Origin of the sequence: Pseudofrankia saprophytica (assembly GCF_000235425.2) — a bacterium.
In the GTDB taxonomy this organism is placed as follows: domain Bacteria; phylum Actinomycetota; class Actinomycetes; order Frankiales; family Frankiaceae; genus Pseudofrankia; species Pseudofrankia saprophytica.
Genome location: NZ_KI912266.1, coordinates 2,794,907 through 2,813,257 on the forward strand (window position 1 = coordinate 2,794,907; position 18,351 = coordinate 2,813,257).

Below are 18,351 nucleotides of genomic sequence, written 5' to 3' on the forward strand. Positions count from 1 at the left end.
CACGCAGGCGTCCAGGGCGCACTCTTCTAACCCATGACGAGGGCCCTGGAGCCGATGCCGGCCGCGGTCGCCGAACAGGGGCGCTCGACGCGCGACACGCGCCTATCCGAGACCTGGTAGACGGCGTCCATCCGGTCGAGGCCGGCGGACCGATGGGTGATGACCACGACCGTGCGGTCGGCGGGCAGGGTGAACAGAAGGTCGACGATCTGCCGTTCGGTGGCGGCGTCCAGATGGGCCGTCGGCTCGTCGATCACCAGGATCCGGGCGTCGGTGAGCAGGACGCGGGCGAGCAGGAGACGCTGGCGCTGGCCGCCGGAGATACAGGCCCCATCGGGGCCGACACGGGTGTCCAGTCCACGGGGCAGGGCCGCCAGCCAGTCGGCGAGTCCGACCCGGCCAAGCATGGCCATCAGCTCCGCGTCGCTCGCCTCCGGCCGCGCGAGCCGGAGGTTCTCCCGGATCGTGGCATCGAAGACATGCGCGTCCTGGGTGAGCGCGACGACGGCGCCGCGCAGGCGCTCCTCGGGCACGTCTCGCAGGTCGACCCACCGGCCGACGCCGCCGAGCTCGACGTGGCCCGCCGCGGGCTCGGCCAGGCCGGTGAGCAGAGACGCGACCGTGCTCTTGCCGGCGCCGCTGGCGCCGGTGAGCGCGATCCGCGCACCCGCCGGGACCTCCAGGTCCACGCCGTCCAGCACGCACGCCGCCGGCGTTCCCGGGTAGCCGGCGCGCACCCCGATCAGCCGCACGGCGAGCGGCCCGTGAGGAACCCCGGAGACCGGCCCTCCACCCGCGCCCGTGTCCATGGACGCGCCCCTGTCAACCTCCACGGGCAGAACGTCGGCCAGGCGGGTGGCGGCGTCGCGGGCGTCGCCGGCCGCGGCCAGGGCGTCGCCGAGGCCGGCGACCGGCTCGAAGACGGCTGGGGTGAGCAGCACCAGCACGGCGAACAGCTCCCAGCCCAGCGCGCGGTGGTGGACGGCGGCGGCGCCGACGGCCGCGATCGCGGCGGTGCACAGGCCGGCGACCAGCGCCTGAGCCGGGCCCGCCCACGCGGCCGAGCGGCGGCGGGCCGTGATCAGCCGGACCAGGTCGGCGTCGCGCCGGCGCAGAGCCTCGAGACGCGCCGCCGCGACGCCGAAGGCCACGGCCTCGTCGAGCCGCTCCGCGAGCGCCACCACGGCAGCGTCGCGGCAGGCTCGCTCCCGGCTGGCCGCGTGCCGTCCCGCGCGTGCCGCCGCCGTACCCGCGGCCGCGGCGGCGGCCGTGAGGAGCAGGCCGGCGGCGACCAGCGGACCGGCCGACGGCGTCATGACCGTGAACGCGGTCGTCGCCGCGACCGCGGTGAGTGCGGCGACCGCGAGGGGCGTGAACGCGCGGGGGAGGGCCTCGGCTAGTCCGTCGACGTCCGCGGTGAAGCCGCGCAGCAGATCGCCGCGGCGTCGGCCGGCGAGCGCCGCGGGGGAGAGGCCCGCGAGGCGGCGGAACGCCTCGGCGCGCAGCCCCGCCAGGCCTCGCAACGCCGCGTCGTGGGTGAGCAGCCGCTCGGCGTAGCGCAGCACCGGCCGCCCGAGGCCGAACGCCCGGACGGCGACCGCCGCGACCATCAGCGTCAGCACCGGCGGATGCGCCGACGCCCGGCTGATCAGCCAGGCCGCCGTCCCGGTCAGCCCGAACCCGGCCAGCACGGCCCCGGTCCCGGCCGCGACGCCGAGGCCCAGCCGGGCCCACCCCCGCGGGGAGAGACTCCCGGCCAGCGCGACACGCAGCACGTGCCTGTCTGGGACGAAGCGTGGCGGGCTGGCGAGTCCATAGGCACGTTCATCTGCCACAGTTCGCGCGGCGACGGCGAAGCGTGGCAGATGGTTGGGCCCATGGACTCGCCGATCCGCCACAGAGCCGCGCTGGTGGGGGCGGGGGGAGGACGCAGTGGCGGGACCTGGCGGCGTGTGGCGGCCGACGAGGCGGGACTCGTCGGCGACGACCCGGCCCGCGTCCAGAGTGATCACCCGGTCGGCGGCCTGGACGAGGGCGGACGAGTGGGCGACGACGAGCACCGTCGCGTGGCCGCGTAGAGCTGCGACCGCCGCGGCGACGTGCGCCTCGGTCAGGGAGTCGACGCTCTCGCTCGGCTCGTCGAGCAGTATCAGCGGCGCCCGCCTGGCCAACGTCCGAGCGAGCGCCACCCGCCGCAGCTCGCCGGCCGACAGCGCGCGGCCGTCCTCGCCCAGTGGCTTGTCCGCGTCCGGCGCGCCCGCCGCGGCGACCGCCGCCGTCACCGCGGCGTCCATCCCGGCCGCGGCCGGCGCCGGGCGGCCCGCCCACCGTGGCAGGCCCAGCGCGACCTCGTCGGCCACCGTGGCCGTGCGGCCGTCCGCGAGCAGATCAGGCGCACCCGCGGCGAGCGCGTGCGGACGCTGGGGGAGCCAGGCGACCCGGTCGCGCCACGCGGCCGGCGCCAGGGTCGCGACGTCGACGCCGTCGACGAGCACCTGTCCGGCGGACGGCCGCACGCCGCCGCGCAGGATGTCGACCAGGCTGCTCTTGCCCGCCCCGCTCGGCCCGACGAGCGCGGTGATCTCCCCGGGCCGCAGCGTCAGCGTGACCCCTTGCAGGGTCGGCTCGGGCAGACCCGGCCTGCGCAGCTCGACGTCGGCCAGCCGCACCTCCACCGGGCTGGCCGCGTCCTCTCCTGAGGGCTGGCCGGCGCCGAGGGCGGGCTCGGGCACCGGCGGCGCGGCGTCGACCAGGTCCAGCGCCGCGCACGCCGCGGTCAGACCGGTCATGGTGGCGTGGAACTGGGCGCCGACCTGGCGCAGCGGCGCGTGCACCTCGGGGGCGAGCACGAGGACGAGCAACGCCGCCGAGAAGCAAACGGAGCCGTCGACCAGCCGCAGCCCCACCGAGACGGCGACCAGCGCCACCGACAGCGTCGCCAGCAGCTCCATGACCAGCGACGACGCGAACGCCAGCCGCAGGGAGGCCATCGTCTGGACTCGGTAGGCCTCGCTGACCCGGCGGATCGTCTCGACCTGCGCGCGGGCCCGGCCAAACACCCGCAGCGTGGCCAGACCGCTGACGACGTCGAGGAAGTGGTGTGACAGCCGGGTGAGCACAGCCAGCCGCTGCTCGGTGCGCGCCCGGGTCGCGAGCCCCACCAGCACCATGAAGACCGGGACCAACGGCAGCGTCACGCCGAGTATCACCGCGCTCGTCAGGTCCGTGTGGGCGAGCACCGCCAGGACGACCGGTGGGATCACGATCACGGTGACCAGCGCTGGCAGGAAGCGGGTCAGGTAGGTCTCCAGGCCGTCCAGGCCGGCGCCGGTGACGAGCGCGATCCGCCCGGCGCTCGGCGCGGCCGCCCCGGACTCGGCGCTCGCGACCGCGGCCCCCAGCGCCCGCGCCCGCAGGTCGGCGATCACGCGTGGCGCCGTCCGCTCGCCGTCGCGGGCGACGAGCCAGCCGACACCGGCCCGCGCGGCGACCACGCAGACGAACGCGCCGAGCGTCCCGGCCAGCTCGCCGGGCCCGACGCGGCCCGAACAGCCACGCACGACGACGTCGACGAGGAGCGTGGCCTGGACGACCAGCAGACCGGCCGAGGCCGTGGTGAGCAGGGCGAGCCGGCCGAGGTACCCGCGCAGGCGCGGCACGGCGCGCGCCAGGCGCGGGTCGACCGGCTTCATGACGACGTGGTCGTGGTCGTGGGCTCCTGGTCGGGCGCGGCGGGCTGGGATTCCCGCGCGTGGCCGGTCGGGCCGTCCGCGCCGAACAGACGGCGGCGGAACACCCAGTACGACCAGGCCTGGTAGGCCAGCACCACCGGAGTGGCGACCAGCGCGACCACCGTCATCAGCTTCAGCGTGTACGGCGAGGACGCGGCCTCGTGGATCGTCAGCCCTGGCCCGCCGCCGAGCTTCGGCAGCACCTCCGGCGCGATCGCCACGAACCAGGTGGCGACCAGGCCCGCGAGCGTCGCGGCCGTGGCGGCGAACGCCCACCCGTCCCGCCCGGCCCGGTGGGCCCCGACCGCGGACAGCAGGGCGGCGAAGGCCGCCGCGGCGACGACGTCGACCGCGACATCGCCGCGCAGCGCGACCGTCCAGGTGAGGTAGGCGAACAGCGCGGCGGCGGTCGGCGCGAACAGGGCGCTCGCGGCGGCGCGGGCCCGTTCGCGCACGTCACCCGCCGTCTTCAGCGTCACGAACACGGCGCCGTGCAGCAGGCACAGCAGCAGCACCGTGACGCCGCCGAGCAGGCCGTACGGGTTGAGCAGGTCCAGCAGGTTCGACGTCACCTCGTGGTCGGGCGTCATCTTCACCCCGCGCACGATGTTGGCGAACGCGACCCCAAACAGCAGCGGTGGCAGCAGCCCGCCGAGCACGATGCCGCGGTCGCACCAGGCCCGGCCGGCGTCCGTCGCCGCCTTGCCGCGGTACTCCAGCGCCACCCCGCGCACGATCAGCGCCGCGAGCACCAGGAACAGCGCCAGGTAGAACCCGCTGAACACGCTCGCGTACCACTCGGGGAACGCGGCGAACATCGCGCCGCCCGCGGTGAGCAGCCAGACCTCGTTGCCGTCCCAGACGGGCCCGATGGTGCCGAGCACGGCGCGGCGGTCTCGTTCCGCCGGCGCGGTCGCGGCCGGGGAGTGCCCCCGGTCCGAGTCCGCGTCCGCCGCGCGCGCCGGATCAGGTGCGGGCCGGTTGCGGCCGAGAAACGGCAGCAGCGCGGCAACTCCGAAGTCGAAGCCCTCGAGGACGAAGAAGCCCGTCCACAGCACCGCGACGAGCGCGAACCAGAAGTCGGGAAGCACCGGACGTCTCCTTTGTCAGTCGTCGACGGGGCTCAGTAGGCGAGCGCGGGAAGCCGGTCGAGGTCGTCGTCCGCGTCGCCGCGATCGACGCCGTCCGAGCCGGAGCCGGAGCCGGTGTCGGTGCCGTCGGCCGGCCCGCCTCGTCTCGGCAGCTCGGGGATGTCCGCCCGCCCGTGCCGCAGGAACAGCCGCAGCGCCACGACCGCGAGCGCGCCGTACAGGGCGGTGAACCCGATCACCGTGACCAGCGCCATCGCGGTCGACACCCCGGGCGAGACCCCGTCGGCGGTGCGCAGCAGGCCGAAGACCAGCCAGGGCTGCCGGCCCATCTCGGTGAAGATCCAGCCGGCGGAGTTGGCGAGGTAGGGCAGGGCCGTGCCCCAGACGACCCCCAGGAGCAGCAGCCGCGACCACCGCGAGGGCTCCTCGCCGGCCGGCGGCCTGGCCGGGGGCGACGCGGTCTCGGCGGTCTCGGTGGCCTCGGCCGTCGCGGCCGTCGCGGCCGTGACCGCGGTCGGTGCGGCGGCGGGCCTCCTGGTGCGGCGCAACCAGTAGCCGAAGGCGGCGGCCAGCAGCAGCGAAAGCCCACCGAAGCCCATCATCAGCCGGAAGGTCCAGTAGGTGACGCCCATGACGGGCGTGTAGTCACCAGGGCCGTACTTGTCCTGCTCCTGGGCGGCGACGTCCGTGACGCCGCGCACCTCGCCGTTCGGCGAGTTCGTCGCCAGGAACGACAGCAGGCCAGGGACCTTGATGTCGATCTTGTTCTGGCCGTCGTTCACGTCGCCGTAGGCGAACAGGGAGAACGGCGCGTTCGTCTCGGTGGTCCACAGCGCCTCGGCCGAGGCCATCTTCATCGGCTGCTGCTTGGTCATCACCTGCGCCTGCAGATGGCCGAAGCCCATGGTCGCCAGCGACGCGACGATCGTGACGCCGACCGCGAGCCTCGCGACCTTGCGGTGCAGCTCGACCTGGTGGCCGCGGCGCAGGTGCCAGGCCGACAGCCCCATCAGCACCGCCCCGGCCGTCACCAGCGAGGCGGCCAGCACATGCGGGAAGGTGACCAGCTGCGTGGAGTTCGTCAGCACCTTCCAGATGGAGGTCAGCTCCGCGCGGCCGGTGTCCGGGTTGATCCGGTAGCCGACCGGGTGCTGCATCCACGAGTTCGCGGCCAGGATGAAGTAGGCGCTGATGACCGTGCCGCCGGCGGCCAGCCAGATCGTCGCCAGGTGCACCCGGCGAGGAAGCCGGTCCCAACCGAAGATCCACAGCCCGAGGAACGTGGATTCCAGGAAGAACGCGACCAGCGCCTCCATCGCCAGCGGCGCGCCGAACACGTCGCCGACGAAACGTGAGTAGTCCGACCAGTTCATCCCGAACTGGAACTCCTGCACGATGCCGGTGACGACGCCCATCGCGAAGTTGATGAGCATCAGCTTTCCCCAGAACCTGGTCAGCCGGAGCCAGTCCGGGTTCCGGGTACGCACCCAGACCGTCTGCATCGACGCGACTGTCAGGGAAAGCCCGATCGTCAGCGGCACGAACAAGAAGTGGTAGACGGTCGTGATGCCGAACTGCCAGCGCGCGATCGTCTCGCCGCTCATCCGCCACCTCCGGGGCCCGGCCGCCCCGGTGAGCCGCCGAGCGCCAGACTGCCGGCACCCGCGCGCCGTGCGGCCGGTCCGTTCGGCCCTATCCGACGCCCCGAAGGTCGCGCACGCGCTACCCGGCCGGTACCGGTCCGCGCTGTCTACCAGCGGAAACGCCCGGCGGCGACCGCCGGGCACGCGGCCGTGACGTCGGCCACGCCGGCGGCGGCCGGGCAGACCTCGGCACAGGCGGCGGGGCCGGGGTGGTGTCGAGACCTTGGCGAGCGCCGGGAGGCGGCTATGAGGCGGTGGCGGCCTCGGCGGCGACGAGGTCCCAGGCCTTGGCGAGGGCCTTCTCGAAGGTCTCGCGGGGCTGGGCGCCGCTGACGGCGTACCTGGACTGGACGAGGAAGTAGGGCACGCCGCCGATGCCGAGCCGGCGGGCGTGTGCCTCGTCGGCGCGGACCTCGTCGGCGAACTCGCCGCCCGCGGCTACCGCGCGGACGCGGGCGCGGTCGAGGCCGAGGACGGCGACCGTGTCGGCGAGCATGTCGGGGTCGGCCAGGTTCGCGCCCCGGGTGAAGTAGGCGGCGAACAGCTCCTCGGCGGCGGCGGCCTGCAGGTCCTCCGTCGCGGCGTACCGCAGGACGCGGTGCGCCGCGAAGGTGTTGGTGGGCTTGAGGGCGGCGAAGTCGAAGGTCAGGCCGACGGCCGCGCCCATCGCCGAGACGCGCTCGTTCATCGCCACCGCCTGCTCGACGGAGACGCCGTACTTGGCGGAGAGGAGCTCGTTGATGCTGCCGGGCGGGGTGGTGGGCGCGTCCGGGTCGAGCTCGAAGCTGTGCCAGCGGACCTCGACCTCGTCGGCGTGCTCGAAGGTGGCCAGCGCCGCCTCGAAGGACCGCTTGCCGATGTAGCAGAACGGGCACGCGACGTCCGACCAGATGTCGATCTCCAGCATGGCCTCTCCCTGTCCTCACCCGAAGCCCGAGGCCGGCCAGGCCTCGCGACGCCCGACGTTACTGGCGGCTAGTGGAAGCGGGGCGGCTGGCCGGTGGCCTCCAGCACGGACATCCACAGGTCGCCGGACGGGTCGACCTGGTTGCGGTGACCGATCGCCAGCGGGATCGGGATGTGGATGAACCGGCGCCGCCAGCGGCCGACCACCATCTCGGTGCGGCCCGCCATCGCGGCGTGTACGGCGGCGTGCGCCAGCCGGATGCAGTACACGCTGTCGTACGGGTTCGCGGGCACGCTGCGGATCACGTAGCTCGGATCGATGTATTTCAGGTTGATCTCGACGCCGGCGGACGCGAAGTAGTCGGTGATCCGGTGGTTGAGGAACTGGCCGATGTCGTGCAGCTTCCTGTTGCCCGACGCGTCGGTGCCGGTGAGGTGGCCGCCGTTGTCCGCGGCGGACAGGTCCTGGCCGGCGCCCTCGGCGGCCACGACGACCGCGTGGCCGGTGTCCTCCATCCGCCGGCGCAGGTAGCTCAGCAGCCCACCCTCGCCGTCGAGGGCGAAGGGGACCTCGGGAATGAGCACCACGTCGGCGTCGGACTTCGCCAGTGACGCGTAGCAGGCGATGAACCCGGAATGGCGGCCCATCATTCGGACCAGCCCGATCCCGCCTGGCGCGCTGGTCGCCTCCGCGTGGGCCGCGGCGATCGACTCGGACGCCTTCGCGAACGCGGTCTGGAAACCGAAGCTCTGGTCGATGAACGGTATGTCGTTGTCGATGGTCTTCGGGATGCCGACGACGGCGATCTTCTCACCGCGCTCGGCCGCCACCCGGGCGATCTCGCCGGCACCGCGCAGCGTCCCGTCACCGCCGATGACGAACAGGATGTTGATGTTCATGCGGGAAAGGCAGTCGACGATCTCCTCCGGGTCCTGCTGGCCGCGGGAGGTGCCGAGAATCGTGCCGCCGTCCTCGCCGATGGTCGCGACCTTCTCCGGGGTGAGGTCGAGGACGTCGTGCCCGTACCTGGCGATGAATCCCTGGTAACCGTTGCGGAAACCGAAGATGCGGGTCACGCCGTAATGCGTCGTGAGCTCGGTCACCACGCCGCGGATGACGTTGTTGAGACCCGGGCACAGGCCGCCGCACGTGACGATGCCCACGCGTGTCTTCGCGGGGTCGAAGTAAATCTTCCGGCGCGGCCCGGCGGCTTCGAAGCTGGGTAGTTCCCCGATCGGCACTTTTCGTGCCGACACCATGGCCAATGTGTCGTCGAAGAGGACCTTGTCCGCCTCGTCGATGTAGTGCTCCGTCGTCGGCCGTTCACCAAGCAATGGGAGCAACGGGGAGGTCACCCGGCACGGCCCGAGCGTTCGGACCGCCAGCGCCTCGTGATCGACGGTCAGTGGATCGCCCAGCGTAGCCACCGTGCCCCGGACCTCTCCTCGCCTGCTCCGCCCGGTGCGTCCGGGCCAACTCCTGGCCGATCTGATGACCGTGATCCCGCTAATCGTCATCCTGGCGGTCGTGGACCTGGCTGTTCGGAGATCCTCGGCTGTTCCAGGACTTTCTCCGAGCCTACCGCCTCACCGCACCGCCAACCGGCCCCTGCCGGAGCGCACCGGGAACCCCGCGTGAACGGCCACACAGCGTCACCGTCTGGCGTCGTCCGACTGCGCCGAGAACACGACGGCCGGGGCGCCGACCGTTAGGGAAAGTGATGCGCGAGATCGGCTGGACATGGCGCGGTAACGAATGGCGGTATTCGCGACCTCCGGTTGCCGGAGTGGGTGGCGGTGGGAATGGGGCAATGGGAGCCGTGACGACGGTGAAGGTTCTCCGGGGTCACCTTCACGGGGTGGTGGTGTCCGGCGAGCATGCTTCCCGTGATGGTTTAGATGCATGCTGTGATGGTGTTGGCCGTAGAGCGCGGAGCGGTTCTGGTCCATGGAGGCATTGGTGACCACGTCGGGTGACGATCGTCGGCCCACCCCGGCGGCGCGGGCCAGGCCGGCCGCGGGGGAGCGCCCGGTAGGGGCGTGGCCAGGGCTACGAGCGATGCCGGCGACGTCCGGGCGCGACGTCGGCCTGCTCCTGCTCCGCGTCACCATCGGCGTGATCATGTTCGGTCACGGCACCCAGAAGCTGTTCGGGTGGTTCGGGGGTGGCGGCCTGGACGCCACCGCGGCGTCGTTCGGCAGGCTCGGCTACCCGGCGGCCCGGGTGTGCGCGGTCGTCGCCGGGCTGACCGAGGCCCTGGGTGGGGCGGGCCTCGCGCTGGGGTTCCTCACCCCGCTCGCCGGCGCCGCCATCCTCGGCACCATGATCAATGCGATGGCGGCCGTCTGGCACGGCAGCCTGTACGGATCGGACGGCATCGAGTACGAGGTCCTTCTCGCCATGACCGGCGCGTCCCTCGCGCTGACCGGCCCCGGCCGCTACTCGATCGACGACTACCTCGGCGGGCTGCGCGAGCCCCGCTGGCCCGTCGGCGCCGCCGCGATCGTTCTCGGTCTCGTCCTCGCCGCCGTCGTCCTGATCATCCGCGGCTGACGGCGCCCGGTTCGTCTCGAAACCGGGCGAAACGCCCCAGGGCCGTCCTGGAACGTTTCCGACGACCGGGCGATGGCATTGTCGCCGCGTCGTGTCCGAGGTCCGACAACAAACCGCCGTACCGCCGGCCGAATCGCTCCGTAGCATCGACCCGGAAACAACGATGTCTTCGACGGAGAAGGCGGCCGAATCATTCCCGTCCGCCGTCCGGCCAGCGGGAGGAAGAATGAGCGCGACCGCCTCGTCCATTGTCAGTCTGTCCAAGGACAGTGTCATCGTCGCGACGCCTACCGGTCAGGTGGCGCTGTTTCCCGGCTGGCGTGGCCCGGCGGCGGTGTGGGTGAAGGGCCGCGGCAACGCCTACGAGTGGGGCGTCTTCGCGGTCTCGGCGACCGACGTCGCGTTCGCGTCCCCGCGCGGCGAGCTGTTCCGCGCGCCCCGGCAGGGCACCGCCGTCAGCTGGCCGTGGTGGTCCGGCCGGATGATCGCCCACCTGCGGCTCCCGGGCGGCCAGAAGCACGCCGTCGCCTTCAGTCGCCCGTTCCCCGAGATGGCCGGGCCGGACCCGGCCGCCACCCGCCTCGCCATCGAGGTGCTGGGCGCCAATGGCGTCCTTCCGGCCGGCGGCCCGCACGCGCTGGAGGGCACCCGCATGTACTCCGAGATCGGCGAGGCCATCCGCGGCCTCGTGGACCTCGTGGCGGGATCCCGTCGTTCGAAGGCCGTCCGCGCGCTTCTCGCGTCCGCCTGACGCCGCCGACGGCCGCCGGGGTGGGCAGGTGCTCGGCGCCCTGCCCACCCCGGCCTCAGCGCAGGCCCGAGCGGACGAAGGCGTCGATGACCTGGCGCTGCAGCACCACGTAGAGGGCGAAGATCGGCAGGCAGGCGAGGCCCGAGGCGGCCATGATGGCGCCCCAGTCGTTGCCCTCCTGGGTCAGGTAGCCGCGGATCCCGAGCTGGATCACCGAGTTCGCCCGCTGCAGCACCAGCGCCGGCCAGAAGTACTCGTTCCAGGCGCTGATGAACAGCAGGATCCCCAGCGACGCGAGCACCGGGCGCATGTTGGGGACGACGACCGTCCACAAGGTCGTCCAGGATCCCCGCCCGTCGATGCGGGAGGCGTCGAGCAGCTCGCGCGGGAAAGCCTGCATGTGCTGGCGCAGCATCAGCACAGCCAGGGCCGAGCACAGGCTCGGCACGATGACGCCCGCCAGGGTGTTCAACAGGCCCAGCTTGTTGAGCACCAGGTAGTTGGAGATCATCGTCACCTGGAACGGGACCAGCCAGGTGGCGACGAACAGCAGGAAGAGAACGTTCCTGCCACGGAAGTCCCAGGCCGCGAACGCGTAGGCGGCCAGCAGGCAGACGAGTAGCTGGCCGACGGTCGACCCGACCGCGATGACCAGCGTGTTGGCCAGCAGCACCGGGACGTCGAGCGTGTCCAGTACGTAGGTGTAGTTGCGCGCCGACAACGGCCACGGCAGCGGGTTCTGGCTGAGGATGTCGCCGGGCCGACGGACCGACCCGGCGTACATCCAGTAGATCGGGACGATGCTGACCAGGCTCAGCGCGACCATCACCGCGTGCCGGCCGGCCGTCGCCGCCCAGGCCCACCGTGGCCTGGGCGGCGCGCCGGCGGGCGGCCCACCCCACGTCGCGGTGCCGGTGTCGCCAGCCTCGGCCGAGATGAGGCTCATCGTCGCGCGCTCCTCGCAGTCGTCGATCATCGGTCGGTCGTCGTCGGTCGTCGTCGTCGGTCGGTCGTCAGTTGTCGTGGAAGCTGAAACGGTCGGCGAGCGCCACCAGCCCGGCGGCGATGAGGCCGAAGACGACGAAGAACACGATCCCGGCGGCCGACGCGAGGCCGGAGTCGAAGTTGCGGAAGCCCAGCTCCCAGAGCAGGTAGTAGACGTTCGTCGAGCTTTCCGCCGGGCCGCCCTGGGTGAGGGAGTCCAGCAGCGGGAACGTCCACTGCCCGGAGAGCAGCACGGTCATCAGCACCAGGAACAACAGCGTCGAACGCAGCAGCGGCAGCGTGACCCAGCGCAGGATCTGCCAGCCGGTCGCCCCGTCGATCGCGGCGGCCTCGGCGTAGTCGGCGCTGATCCCGGTCAGGCCCGCCGAGACGACGAGCACGGCGAAGCCGCACATCGACCACGCGGTGATCGCGAGGATGGCCGGCAGCGCGGTCGACTCCTCGCGCAGCCAGTTGTGCGGCGCCATGCCGAACCAGCCGAGCGCCTGGTTGGACAGGCCGGTCGGGTCGAGCAGCCAGCGCCACACCGCCGCCGCCGCGACGGGCGCGACCAGCATCGGCGTGAACACGAGTGCCCGGTAAGCGTCGCGCGAGCGCCCGCCGAGCCGGCGCGTGACCAGTGCGACGGCGGTCGGCAGCACCACCGAGAACGGCAGCAGGCAGACGATGTAGATCACGGTGTTGACGGCGGCGTGCCGCAGGCCCGCCTGCGTGAACACCTGGCGGTACTTGTCGAGGCCGACGTAGGTCATCGGCGACGTCGGCAGCAGGTTCCAGTCGTAGAAGGACAGCTGCACGGCCTCGACGAGTGGCTTGTACGTCCAGAGCACCAGGCAGGCGAGCGCGGGCAGCAGGTACAGGTAGGGCGGGGTGGCCGCGAGCAGGCGCCGGGCCAGCGCCGGCCGGGCCGCCTGGACGGCGGCCCGGCCCTCGCCGGCGAGCGTCGCGGGGGCGGCGAGCTCGACGAACATCGGCGCCTATACCTCGGTGAGCTTCTCGAGGTCACGCGCCGCGGTGTCCGCCTCGGCGTTGAACTCGTCGGCGAAGCGGGCCAGCGTCTCCGGCGTCAGCTCGTAGATCTTGTCGCCGACCGTCACCGGGATGACCGTGGCGACGGCCTGGCCGGGGTAGACGTCGACCCGGGTGAACAGGCCGCCGGTCACGCCGGCGTAGCCGCCGGCCGGGCCGAGCGCGCGCGCCGAGTAGGAGACGGCGCCCGCGACCAGGACGGGCACGCCGCCGAGCACCCCGGCCGTGGCATGGTGCGCATGCCCGCACAGGACGATCCGCACGTCGGTGCCCGCGATGACCTTGGCGAGCCGCTCCGGCTCGGCCAGCACCATCGAGTTCAGCATCGCGATCGGCGACGGCACCGGCGGGTGGTGCAGCGCGAGGATCGTGCCGGCCGGCGCCGGGGTGGCGAGTTCGGCGGCGAGCCAGTCCAGCTGGGCGTCGGTGAGCTCGCCGAGGGCCTCGCCCGGCTCGGTCGAGTCGAGCGCGATGATGCGCAGGTCGCCGGCCCAGTGGACGTGGTCGTACGGCTCGGTCGTCGGCTCGGCGTCGAGCAGGCCCTCGCGGAACGGCCCGCGGTTGTCGTGGTTGCCCATCAGGTAGAGCACGGGCAGGCCGAGCCTGCCCGCGCGCTTCTCGACGTAGGCGCGCAGCCGCCGGTAGGAGGCCAGGTCGCCGGCGTCGGCCAGGTCGCCGGTCAGCAGCAGCGCCGCGACGTCGAGGCCGGACTCCTCGATCTGGTCGAAGGCGGCGGCGACGTTGGGCAGGGTGTCGAACATCCCGTGGTAGAGCTCGCCCTCCGGGACGATGTGGGTGTCCGAGAACTGGATGACGGTGTGGGTCGGGGACGGGGCGTCGGTGATGAGGCGCATGGTGGGCTCCGCGTTTCTGTTGCTAGGAGACATAGGCCGCCGGGTGCGCGAAGGAAGAGCATTTTCGCGCCCCCTTTGGCCCTCTAGGAAAGGTCGTCGGCGACGAGCAGGGCCTCGGTTAGCGCGTCGAGCCGCTCGGCCGTCGCGCCATGGGCGAGCAGGTAGCCGCGGGCACCGCCGTGGGCCGCCCGGACACGCTCCAGCGCCGCGCGGATCAGCTCGGGCGGGGCCGCCATCAGGCCCGCCGGCAGCCGGCGTGCGTCCCCGCCGCCGCTGGTGACCGCGGTGAGCCGGCGCAGCGCGGCGATCGCCTCGTCGTGCAGCAGCTCGGCGGTGAGCGCGTAGTCGCGGACGATCACCTCGTCGGGGACGCCGAGCAGGTCCAGCACCAGCATGATCGTCAGACCGGTCCGGTCCTTGCCGGCGCTGCAGTGCACGATCGCCGGCAGCGCGCCCGGCTCGGCCAGTGCCAGCACGACCGCGGTGAGCCGGTCGCCCTTGTTGTCGAGGATGAAGTCGTAGATAGCGGCGAGGTCCATCTCCAGGCCGGCCGCCTGCGCGGCCCGCACCCCCTCGGCCGCCGCCGCGCCCGTGCCCGGCGCGTTCTCGCCCGCCTCGCCCGTCGCCGCATCCGTGGCGGTGTCGGTCGTCGCCACGGACGGCAGCGGCGAGCCGCTGGAGTACAGCGGCATCCGGATCGTGGTGATCGGCAGCCGGCCGAGGGCGTTCGGCTCGTGCGCGACCTCCGTGTCCTCGCGCAGGTCGACGACCGTGCGTACCGGGATCTGGGCGAGCACCGCGCGGGCCTCGTCGCCGAGGCCGTGCATCGCGGCCGAGCGCAGCAGCGTGCGGCGCCGGACCCGGCGCCCGCCCGCGGCCGGGTAGCCGCCCACGTCGCGCAGGTTCAGCGCCCCGGGCAATCCGAGCACCCGGTCGGCGTCCGCCGGGTTGCCGAGATCGGGGGTCACGTCAAGTTCGAGATTCATGGTCCTCAGCGTTCCAGAGGCTCGCGCTGGCGAGCGGTCGCTGTTTCGTAGAAGTCAGCCGCCGGCGCCGGCCACCCGAGGGGCGGGTGGCCGGCCGGTGGTGGGTGGCTGGGCAGGTGGAGGCAGGTCAGGTCTTCGGCAGCAGGTCGGTCGCCTGCTTCTGCGCGGCGGTCATCGCCGTCCGCGGGTCCTTGCCCTGGTAGATCGCGCTCTCGGCGGCGGACATCATCAGGTCGGTGATCTGCTGGTATCCGTTGCCCGGGAACGACACCCATGGCTGCAGCCTGGTCAGCTGGTCGAGGTTCGGCCTGATCAGCGGGTGCTGGTCGGCCCACGGCTTCAGGAAGGCCGCGTCGTCGACCAGGCTCGTCCGCAGCGGCAGATAGCCGATCTTCGAGGAGATCTCGGTGTAGGCGTGGTCGCTGGTCAGGTACTTGATCAGCTCCCAGCCGGCGCGCTGCTTGGCCGGGTCGTTCGAGAAGATCGACAGGCCGGAGCCGGAGTTCGTCGGGACGGCCGGCTTCGCGCCGAAGCCTGGCTCGGCGGCGGCGGAGAGCTCCCAGCCACCGGACTGCGCGCCGGCTATGAAGGCACCCTGCAGGGCGGACGTCTCCAGCATCATGCCGAGATTGCCCTTGGTGAAGGCGTCCATGGCCTGGGCCTGGGAGAAGTTCGGGGAGGCGCCGGACTTGTACAGGTCCGCGGCCATCGACACCGCGCCGACGGCGGGCTCGTCCGCGAAGGTCAGCGACTTGCGGTCGGTCGAGACGACCTGGCCGCCGTTGGAGCGGACCAGGCTCTGGAAGCACCAGTCACCCGACCCCTTGGTGGTGCAGTCGAGATAGACGCCGTCCTTGCCGGCCTTCTGCTTGATGGCCAGCGCCGCCGCCTTGACCTCGTCCCAGGTCTTCGGCGGGTTCGCCGGGTCGAGACCGGCCGCCTTGAACAGCGTCGAGTTGATCCACAACACCGGCGTGGAGAACACGTACGGCAGTGCGTAGGTGTGGCCGCCCAGGTCGCCGAGCGTCGTGGCGGCCGGGGCGAACGGGTGCGTCCCGGCGAAGTTGGCCGTCACGGCGTCCTTGCCGACGAGGGCGTCGAGCGGCTTGGCCGACAGCGCCGTCGCGGCGAAGTCGAGCGCGTTGAAGGTGATCTGGGCGACGTCCGGCGGGCTGCCGGCCAGCGCCTGGGTCTTGATGGAGCCGACGAAGTCGCCCGCGGTCGTGCTCTGCGGTGGCTGCGCCTTGACCGTGATGTTCGGGTGCTCCTTCGCGAAGTCCGCGAGAAGCCCCTCGATGACGGGCTTCCAGGTGCCGGTGTTCGCGAGGTTGTAGCTCTCGAAGGTGATCGTCACCTTCTGGTCGGGCTTCAGCTCGGGGATCGTCGCCGCGGCGGCCGACGAGGCGCCGGCGGGCGCCGGGGAGCTCGATCCGCCGGTGGCGCATGCCGCCACCAGCGTCGAGAGCAGCGCGAGGCCGACGGCCGCGCGCCCGAGGCGTGGACGTGCCACGTCAGGGCTCCTAACTTGAGCGTTGCGCGCGTGCCCGGTGGACCGCGGGCACGCCTGGGAGCCGCGCGGCCCAGGGGCGGGCCGCCGGTGTGTGTGGGATGCGGGACGGGAGCCGGCGGGCGTCAGGCTCCGGAGACGGTGTCGGGTGTCGGGTGTCTGAGTCGGCGTCAGGCGCCGCTGGTGGTCAGCTCGACCGGTCGGGCCGGGCGCGGCACCTTCGCGTCCGGCTGCCAGGCGAGCCGGCGGCCGGAGTCCCGGCTGAACAGGTGGAGGTGCTCGGGGGCGACGGTCAGGGTGACCCGGTCGCCGATCGTGAGGCCGAGCGGTCGCGGCCCGCGTACCGCGACCGCGGCGCTCGCCGTGCCGCCGCCGGTGCCGATGGCGAGCCAGCCGACCTCCTCGCTGCCGAGGTTCTCGACGCCGGTCACCGCTCCGGCCAGCCGCCCGCGGCCCGCGGGTGCCGGAGCGCCGGCCGGCAGTACCCGCAGATGCTCCGGCCGGATGCCGAGGGTGACCTCGGTCGGGTCGGCCCCGCCCGGCCACAGTGAGATGTCGATGCCATCCGCGGTGAGGACGACCTGGCCGTCGCGACCGGCCACCGTCGCCGGCAGCAGGTTCATCGGCGGCGCGCCGAGGAAGCCGGCGACGAACACCGACGCCGGCTGGTCGTAGACCTCGGTTGGCGTGCCGACCTGCTCGAGGCTGCCGCCGTCGAGCAGCGCGATCCTCGTCGCCATCGTCATCGCCTCGACCTGGTCGTGCGTGACGTAGATGAACGTCGAGCCGAGCCTGCGGTGCAGGGCGGTGAGCTCGGTGCGGGTGGCCGTGCGCAGCTTGGCGTCCAGGTTCGACAGCGGCTCGTCCATCAGGAACGCGCGCGGGTCGCGGACCAGCGCCCGGCCGAGCGCCACCCGCTGGCGCTGCCCGCCGGAGAGCTCGCGCGGGCGGCGGCCGAGCAGCCCGTCGAGCTCCAGCTGGGCGGCCACCTCGCGTACCCGGGCCGCGATCTCGGCCTTCGAGCGGCGGGCGGCGCGCAGCGGGAAACCGATGTTGCGCTCCACGCTCAGGTGCGGGTACAGGGCGTAGCTCTGGAACACCATCGCCACGTCACGTTCGCGCGGCGGCAGGTAGGTGATGTCGCGGTCCTCGACGAGGATCCGCCCGGTGCTCGGCTGGATCAGGCCGGCGATCATGCGCAGCAGGGTCGTCTTGCCGCAGCCGCTCGGGCCGAGCAGGACGAGGAAGTCACCGTCGGCGACGTCGAGGGAGACGTCGTCCACCGCGCGGGTGGCGCCGAACACCTTGCCCAGGCCCTCGATTCGGATCCTTGCCACAACCGTGCTCCCGTGTGACGTGGCACCCCTGCCGGATCCGTGCGAACGGCGCTGGGACGCGGCCCGTGCCCGTCGGCGGAACTGGCGGAGATCCCTGGCTATGTACGAACGTTCCATAGATCGGAAATTTATGGATCGCTGTTACAAGCTCAGGGTCCGAGATCCAGGTGAACGGTCCAGGTACTCGCAACGAAGCCGCGCGGACGGCTAGGGCAACGCTGTCCACGCCAACGGGGCGCGGGAATCCGCAGATGGCGCGTCTGTGAGCGCCGTCTCACGGCGCGGGCGCCGCCCGGTCCGCTCGGTCCGCCCGGTCCGGGCTGACGATCATGCTGTCGAGCAGGTCCCGTTGCTGCTCGAGCTGGCGCGCGAGCGACGTGCCCGCCGCGTCCTCGCCGCGCAGCATGACCGCCTGCTGCAGCGCGGTGATCAGCAGCAGCGACGGCACTCGGCTGCCGATCGTGTCGCTGCCCAGCGGCCAGTGCGGCGAGCCCACGACGAGGAGCGCGTCGGCGAGTGCAGGCAGCGGGCCGCCGGCGTAGCTGGTGATGGCGACGACCGACGCGCCGCGGCCGCGCGCGATCTCGGCCACCCGGATCGTCAGGTCGTTCACGCCGCTGCCGGTGACCAGCAGGCAGAGGTCACCGGCGGACAGCCCGTTCGCCGCCAGCTGCTGTACGAGCGCGTCCGCCGGTGCCTCGACCGGCCGGCCGGCCGCGAGGAACCGCAGCGCCGCGTCCTGGGCGACCGGCGACGATCCGCCGTTGCCGACGAGGAGCAGCCGGCGCGCGCCGACGAGCAGGTCGACCGCGGTGGCGAGCTGGGCCCGGTCGAGGCCGGCCAACGCGTCCGCGAGCACGGAGGCGGCCGCCTGGAAGACCGCGTCGACGATCAGCTCCGGCGGGTCGCCGGCGCGCGGCTCGCGCAGGCCGCGGCGCCCGCCGCCTGGCGCGCCAG

The 18,351-nt window shown here is 72.9% G+C and carries 14 protein-coding genes; 2 read left to right on the top strand and 12 right to left on the bottom strand.

Features of this window, described 5'->3' with window-relative positions; translation table 11 throughout:
• Nucleotides 1-26 precede the first annotated feature (26 nt).
• The 5 genes from cydD to FRCN3DRAFT_RS0211610 all read right to left on the bottom strand — a co-directional run bounded on the left by cydD (nucleotide 27) and on the right by FRCN3DRAFT_RS0211610 (nucleotide 8,790).
• Nucleotides 27-3,692, bottom strand: coding sequence for a thiol reductant ABC exporter subunit CydD (cydD, locus tag FRCN3DRAFT_RS44025; RefSeq protein ID WP_007515469.1), 3,666 nt, complete (start codon nucleotides 3,690-3,692; stop codon nucleotides 27-29).
• Entirely contained in the window at nucleotides 3,689-4,822 is a 1,134-nt protein-coding gene (cydB, locus tag FRCN3DRAFT_RS0211595; protein WP_007515468.1) for a cytochrome d ubiquinol oxidase subunit II, read from the bottom strand. The genes cydD and cydB overlap by 4 nt, the downstream gene beginning before the upstream one ends.
• 32 nt (nucleotides 4,823-4,854) lie before the next feature.
• Nucleotides 4,855-6,426, bottom strand: a complete 1,572-nt coding sequence (locus FRCN3DRAFT_RS0211600) for a cytochrome ubiquinol oxidase subunit I (protein WP_007515467.1) — start codon at nucleotides 6,424-6,426, stop codon at nucleotides 4,855-4,857.
• A 283-nt stretch (nucleotides 6,427-6,709) separates the two neighbouring features.
• Nucleotides 6,710-7,372: a DsbA family oxidoreductase gene (locus FRCN3DRAFT_RS0211605; RefSeq protein WP_007515464.1), complete on the bottom strand. Its 663-nt coding sequence runs from the start codon at nucleotides 7,370-7,372 to the stop codon at nucleotides 6,710-6,712.
• Between the two features lie 68 nt (nucleotides 7,373-7,440).
• Nucleotides 7,441-8,790 carry an ATP-dependent 6-phosphofructokinase gene (locus tag FRCN3DRAFT_RS0211610; RefSeq protein ID WP_027140482.1) on the bottom strand — a complete coding sequence of 450 codons (1,350 nt, stop codon included), beginning with the start codon at nucleotides 8,788-8,790 and terminating at the stop codon, nucleotides 7,441-7,443.
• A 541-nt stretch (nucleotides 8,791-9,331) separates the two neighbouring features.
• Between FRCN3DRAFT_RS0211610 and FRCN3DRAFT_RS0211615 the strand changes: the two genes are divergently transcribed.
• Nucleotides 9,332-9,925: a DoxX family protein gene (locus FRCN3DRAFT_RS0211615; protein ID WP_232794009.1), complete on the top strand. Its 594-nt coding sequence runs from the start codon at nucleotides 9,332-9,334 to the stop codon at nucleotides 9,923-9,925.
• Nucleotides 9,926-10,151: 226 nt separating this feature from the next.
• Nucleotides 10,152-10,676 carry a hypothetical protein gene (locus FRCN3DRAFT_RS0211620; protein WP_007515461.1) on the top strand — a complete coding sequence of 175 codons (525 nt, stop codon included), beginning with the start codon at nucleotides 10,152-10,154 and terminating at the stop codon, nucleotides 10,674-10,676.
• 55 nt (nucleotides 10,677-10,731) lie between these two features.
• On the opposite strand, the gene FRCN3DRAFT_RS0211625 is transcribed toward FRCN3DRAFT_RS0211620, so the two are convergent.
• The 7 genes from FRCN3DRAFT_RS0211625 to FRCN3DRAFT_RS50630 all read right to left on the bottom strand — a co-directional run.
• Entirely contained in the window at nucleotides 10,732-11,622 is an 891-nt protein-coding gene (locus tag FRCN3DRAFT_RS0211625; RefSeq protein ID WP_007515460.1) for a carbohydrate ABC transporter permease, read from the bottom strand.
• 67 nt (nucleotides 11,623-11,689) lie between these two features.
• Nucleotides 11,690-12,652, bottom strand: coding sequence for a carbohydrate ABC transporter permease (locus tag FRCN3DRAFT_RS0211630; RefSeq protein ID WP_007515459.1), 963 nt, complete (start codon nucleotides 12,650-12,652; stop codon nucleotides 11,690-11,692).
• Between the two features lie 6 nt (nucleotides 12,653-12,658).
• Nucleotides 12,659-13,564, bottom strand: coding sequence for a metallophosphoesterase (locus tag FRCN3DRAFT_RS0211635; RefSeq protein WP_007515458.1), 906 nt, complete (start codon nucleotides 13,562-13,564; stop codon nucleotides 12,659-12,661).
• A gap of 83 nt (nucleotides 13,565-13,647) precedes the next feature.
• Complete coding sequence (locus tag FRCN3DRAFT_RS0211640; protein ID WP_007515457.1) at nucleotides 13,648-14,550, bottom strand: tyrosine-protein phosphatase; 903 nt, start codon at nucleotides 14,548-14,550, stop codon at nucleotides 13,648-13,650.
• A 127-nt stretch (nucleotides 14,551-14,677) separates the two neighbouring features.
• Nucleotides 14,678-16,060 carry an ABC transporter substrate-binding protein gene (locus FRCN3DRAFT_RS0211645; protein WP_007515456.1) on the bottom strand — a complete coding sequence of 461 codons (1,383 nt, stop codon included), beginning with the start codon at nucleotides 16,058-16,060 and terminating at the stop codon, nucleotides 14,678-14,680.
• 167 nt (nucleotides 16,061-16,227) lie between these two features.
• On the bottom strand, nucleotides 16,228-17,394 hold the full coding sequence (locus FRCN3DRAFT_RS0211650; protein WP_007515455.1) for an ABC transporter ATP-binding protein: 1,167 nt from the start codon (nucleotides 17,392-17,394) through the stop codon (nucleotides 16,228-16,230).
• 274 nt (nucleotides 17,395-17,668) lie between these two features.
• Nucleotides 17,669-18,351: MurR/RpiR family transcriptional regulator (locus tag FRCN3DRAFT_RS50630; RefSeq protein ID WP_007515454.1), on the bottom strand; the 683-nt coding region annotated here is incomplete at its 5' end.

What these genes read in the sequence shown, in the direction of transcription:
- FRCN3DRAFT_RS0211600 (WP_007515467.1), bottom strand. Translation starts at nt 6,426, where the DNA reads ATGAGCGGCGAGACGATCGCGCGCTGGCAGTTCGGCATCACGACCGTC.
- cydD (WP_007515469.1), bottom strand. Translation starts at nt 3,692, where the DNA reads ATGAAGCCGGTCGACCCGCGCCTGGCGCGCGCCGTGCCGCGCCTGCGC.
- FRCN3DRAFT_RS0211625 (WP_007515460.1), bottom strand. Translation starts at nt 11,622, where the DNA reads ATGAGCCTCATCTCGGCCGAGGCTGGCGACACCGGCACCGCGACGTGG.
- FRCN3DRAFT_RS0211630 (WP_007515459.1), bottom strand. Translation starts at nt 12,652, where the DNA reads ATGTTCGTCGAGCTCGCCGCCCCCGCGACGCTCGCCGGCGAGGGCCGG.
- FRCN3DRAFT_RS0211620 (WP_007515461.1), top strand. Translation starts at nt 10,152, where the DNA reads ATGAGCGCGACCGCCTCGTCCATTGTCAGTCTGTCCAAGGACAGTGTC.
- FRCN3DRAFT_RS0211640 (WP_007515457.1), bottom strand. Translation starts at nt 14,550, where the DNA reads ATGAATCTCGAACTTGACGTGACCCCCGATCTCGGCAACCCGGCGGAC.
- FRCN3DRAFT_RS0211635 (WP_007515458.1), bottom strand. Translation starts at nt 13,564, where the DNA reads ATGCGCCTCATCACCGACGCCCCGTCCCCGACCCACACCGTCATCCAG.
- FRCN3DRAFT_RS0211605 (WP_007515464.1), bottom strand. Translation starts at nt 7,372, where the DNA reads ATGCTGGAGATCGACATCTGGTCGGACGTCGCGTGCCCGTTCTGCTAC.